The organism is Vibrio sp. 10N.261.52.A1 (assembly GCF_002876325.1).
GTDB lineage: Bacteria > Pseudomonadota > Gammaproteobacteria > Enterobacterales > Vibrionaceae > Vibrio > Vibrio chagasii.
This window is the reverse complement of the sequence record NZ_MCYD01000517.1, coordinates 1-4,421: the sequence shown is the minus strand read 5'-3', so window position 1 is coordinate 4,421 and position 4,421 is coordinate 1. Positions and strand designations below refer to the sequence as shown.

General features: G+C 44.3%; 4 protein-coding genes. 2 read left to right on the top strand and 2 right to left on the bottom strand.

Going from position 1 to position 4,421, the window contains the following annotated elements; all coding sequences use genetic code 11:
* A partial coding sequence (locus BCT81_RS06900) for a GTP-binding protein (protein WP_277869800.1) occupies positions 1–656 on the top strand: 656 nt, incomplete at its 5' end.
* Positions 657–742: 86 nt separating this feature from the next.
* On the opposite strand, the gene BCT81_RS06895 is transcribed toward BCT81_RS06900, so the two are convergent.
* Entirely contained in the window at positions 743–1,615 is an 873-nt protein-coding gene (locus tag BCT81_RS06895) for an aspartoacylase (RefSeq protein WP_102423642.1), read from the bottom strand.
* 281 nt (positions 1,616–1,896) lie between these two features.
* Positions 1,897–2,811 carry an EamA family transporter gene (locus tag BCT81_RS06890; RefSeq protein WP_102423641.1) on the bottom strand — a complete coding sequence of 305 codons (915 nt, stop codon included), beginning with the start codon at positions 2,809–2,811 and terminating at the stop codon, positions 1,897–1,899.
* 98 nt (positions 2,812–2,909) lie between these two features.
* Between BCT81_RS06890 and BCT81_RS06885 the strand changes: the two genes are divergently transcribed.
* Complete coding sequence (locus BCT81_RS06885; RefSeq protein WP_102423640.1) at positions 2,910–4,298, top strand: PLP-dependent aminotransferase family protein; 1,389 nt, start codon at positions 2,910–2,912, stop codon at positions 4,296–4,298.
* Positions 4,299–4,421: the final 123 nt, after the last annotated feature.

Sequence of the window (4,421 nt, the reverse complement as noted above, 5' to 3'; positions counted from 1 at the left end):
CTTCTGAACATTATCGTAAAGTGCTGTCACTGCAAAAGAACATCACCTTGGTAGATGCTCGCAAGCTGTCTGATACTCGTTATTCTGACCACGATACTTTCAACCAACAAATTACCATTGCGGATACGATCGTCGGCAATAAAGTAGACCTTTATAACAAGGGGGATGCCGAAAAACTTGCCGAGTACGTTGCTCAGATTTGTCACCCAGATACTAAGCTGATCTTTGCTCATCACGGTAAGATCCCTTTCGATGAGTTTGATGGAGACACCAGCTTTTACCATCATCAAGCTCATGGGCACCATCACCACCATCATCATAAACAAGATAAGCCACTTGCGTCTGAACTACCGATGCCAGAAAGTGGCATGCTCAAAGCGACCAACCAAGGTGAAGGCTTCGAGAGTATTGGCTGGCGATTTGCAGCCGATAAACTGTTTGACCACCAGCGTTTACGACACTTTCTAGTCGGCTTGAAAGTTGAACGTATGAAGGCGGTGTTTATTACTCCAAATGGTATCTTTGGCTACAACTTAACAGAGGATGGTTTGACCGAATCAGAACTCGATGAGTGCAGTGAAACCAGAATTGAAGTAATTGGTCAGGACATAAAGAGTGATCTGGAAAGCCAGCTTCTAGATTGTCTTGTTAACTAAATTCGCTCTATCGATGATTAAAACTAAAGCCCTATGAATTAAGACACTCATAGGGCTTTTTAGACATTGGAGTAAACATCACTAAGTTAGTTTACCGACACCAATCGTTTCTCTGCTAATGCCATCGCAATGTTAGCTTTAGCGTAAGCACTCTCGTTGATAAAGTGCGGGTATATGTCTTGTTCACGTTCCCAACAAATATCATATCCAAAGAACGTCGCCAATATCGGCTGCCCTTGCTTAACGACCTCGAAATCCCGACCACATATCGCTGGGTGCACAGTAGCAACACGCATACCGTCTGGGCCAAGCGGAACATTAACCTCTTCAACATAGAAAAAAGCATCGTAGTCTTCTAACGCTTGTACTTGGTTGAGGTTGTGCTTCTCAACGTAATCAAGAACCATGGTCAGCATCTGCTTCATCAGTTTAAGCGTGTCGAATTTAAGCGAACCATGTGCCTGAGCGCCCACTTCAATCATCACACCGCACTTCCCGGCAGTACAAAGGTATGGCTGCTCATCCCAAGGCTTTCTATCTTCGAACAGAATATTAGCTTCTGGCATTCGCTGTTTCACATACGCGCCCATTTTTTGATAGAAAGCATCATTGGAAAGCAAGATTAATGTCGCCCCCATATTGCTGGTCGTGTTATGTAAATCCACAATCAGTTGTTGCTCTTTGCTTGCGTGTCTATCTATAAACTGTCGCGCCACTGTGTGCTCAGCTAAAGCAGCAGTGTCGTCTCGGTTAGCATTAGAAAACTGACGGTTTAGGTCCGTATCAAGGTATCGTATGTTCTGCTCTACCGCTTTAGGGTTTGCGATAACTGAATTCGTAGAGAATGTCGAACGATCGGCGGCATACATGCGCTCTTTGATCAGTTTGTTTAGGTAGATTCCAGAAAGCTCGTTACCGTGAGTTCCGGCGACCAGTAGGACTTGCTTGATGTTTTCCATGTAATTGATTTCCAAGTATCGAAGATGCAAGTCACCCTGCGTTATTGTTACAATATAACATAACAATAAGACAAATCATTCTCTAAAAGAGAGAACAAGAAAACACCTGATAACTAGAAGGAAAATCGAGAACCCTAGATAATGATCATACTTCATGTACTCATCCCATCATAAGAAAGCCCCGCGCTTGCGAGGCTTTAATTCATAGTTCAACATCATGGTCATCGGGGTATACAGCTATAAAGGTTACTTCAACCCCCTCTTCGTTAATGAAAACGACATCATGATTGCTTAGCGAGTTTTCTTTCCACTTCTCTGTCACCGGATGTACCGCTACTCACCGCTTTTGCAGGTTTAACGATCAAACCAATCCCGATTAAGAACAACACCGATGCCACTACTTGAGCGAGTGACAACACTTCGTCGTACATAAAGTATCCGCTGATCAACGCGAAGACTGGTACCAGCAAGGTTAACGGTGCAGTTGTGCTTAGTGGATATTGGATTAACAACTTGTTCCACACCCAATAGCCAAATAGCGTGGTTGGATAAGCCTGAAAAAGCACCGCAATCGTTGTGTTCCAATCCCATTGTTCAATCCCCTGCCAAATGATTTGATCCCCGTGTAACATCACAGCGAACAACACCAACGGCGCTGGTGCAAACAACATTCCCCACACATTAAAAGCAAACGCCTGCTTAGTTTTGGAAGCCTTAACAATGACGCCCATTAAGGTCCAACTGCACGCTGCAATCATAATCAAGATAACGCCATTAACGGTGACATTCCCTTTCGCCGCTGAAACTAAAACTGCAAGTGCAGACAGGGCTAACATCGCACCAATTAACTTACGAACCGACGCACTTTCTTTGAAAACCCATACCCCAACTGCCATTCCAATAAGCACGTTGCTTGAAAGCAATACTGAGGAAAGCCCAGATGAGAGGCCTGCTGTGATCGACCATGATGCCATGCCCCAAATACCCACACCAAACACGAAGCCGTAACCCACTAAATAGCGCCAAGCGACATTCGGTCTCGCCACAAAAAATATCACTGGAATCACCGCTAGCGAGAAACGCGCGGCCGTTGCCAGCAACGGATGAACATTAGTTACACCCATTTTAATCATCGAGAAATTGAATCCCCAAATTGCCATCACCAATACCGCTAGCAACAAATCATTTCTTTTCATACTGTCCCCCTCCTTTGTTTTGAAAGAGTATCCCTTGAACAACAAAAGCGGTACAGATACAATTTTTGCAACAAAAACCAGTACAGTTAACTTCAGTCATGAGCATTTACAGAAAACTTGCGAATCAGTTTATTAATGAGATTGAGAGTGGGAAAAGACCCGAAGGTGGGCGTATGCCTTCGCTTCGTCAATTAGCTAAGCAACAAGCCGTCAGCATGTCGACTGTAGTCAGCTGTTACCAAGAGTTAGAATCTCAGGGCTGGATTCACTCTCGACCACAAGCTGGGTATTTTGTTTCTCCTCATAAGCCTGCTCACTCCACACCTGAATGGGCACAGTTTGAGAGTAAGGTTTCCAGAGTTAGACAAACTGCATCGACTCACAACGCAATAAATGGGCCTTTAGGGGTTTCTAGCACCACCAATGATGAGCAATCGGTCGTTGAACTAGAACGCAGTTTCCGCCGCTCTATCAAACGCATGGGTAACAGGCTCAACCATTACCCTGATACTCAAGGCGAGCCGATATTACGACAAGCATTGTCCACTCACTTTGCTAAGCTTGATGTGCATTTTTCACCCGATGAACTGGTGATCACCGCTGGCTGTATGTCGGCAATAAAAGCCGCTCTTGAATCATGCACCAAAGAAGGCGATACCATTGCCATTAGCTCACCATGCTTTAATGGCATACTCGAATTACTTGGCAAGATGTCGCGTAAGATCATCGAGATCCCATCTCTAGATGACGGTGTAGACCTACAACAGTTAGAAACACATCTGAAAAGTAAGCGTGTCGATGCCGCTATATTCTGTACCTCTCATATGAACCCACAAGGGATCAATATGTCTGCCAGCCAAAAGCAGAAATTGGCGGCATTAGCGAATGAATATCGAGTGCCGATCGTCGAAGACGATGTGTATCTAGAACTTTCTTATTCTTCGCACACGCCACTGCCCGCCAAATACTATGACAAAGATGGTTATGTTTTATGGTGTGGTTCTGTCTCGAAAAGCTTATCACCGAGTTACCGCTTAGGATGGTGCTTACCTGGAAGGTATATTAATGAGTACAAAGCGCAATTTTCTGCTGCAAGCTACGGCGTTGCCCTGCCCACTCAACTCGCTGTCGCTGACTTTATTGAATCTGGTCAATACGCAAAACACGTTCGAAGAAGATGTGCTCAAATCCTCTCTTTACGCCAGCAATACCTAAGTTATTTGACTCAAAACCTTCCTGATGATGTCAAAATAAGCAGCCCACAAGGTGGCATGGTACTTTGGCTACAGATCCCTAACCTCAACCATATCGTGTTTGCTCAAGCGGTTTCTGAGAAGAAGATTGATATTCGGCTTGGGCATCTGTTCAGCACTCTTGATCTCTACAGCAACAGCTTACGCATCAACTTTGGTTATGCGCTAAAGGGAGAGGCCAAACAACAGCTGGATGGCTTGATTGAACTTATCCGACAATGTGTCAGCAAATAGTTATTACTCAAGCTTGGATCTTTAATTTTTTTCATCATTATTTGTTATAAAAAAGGCACTTATTATTCTGATTTAAACTGGGTTAAAGCCCGTTACCGTAAGGAAACCCACTCACCTTAAAAC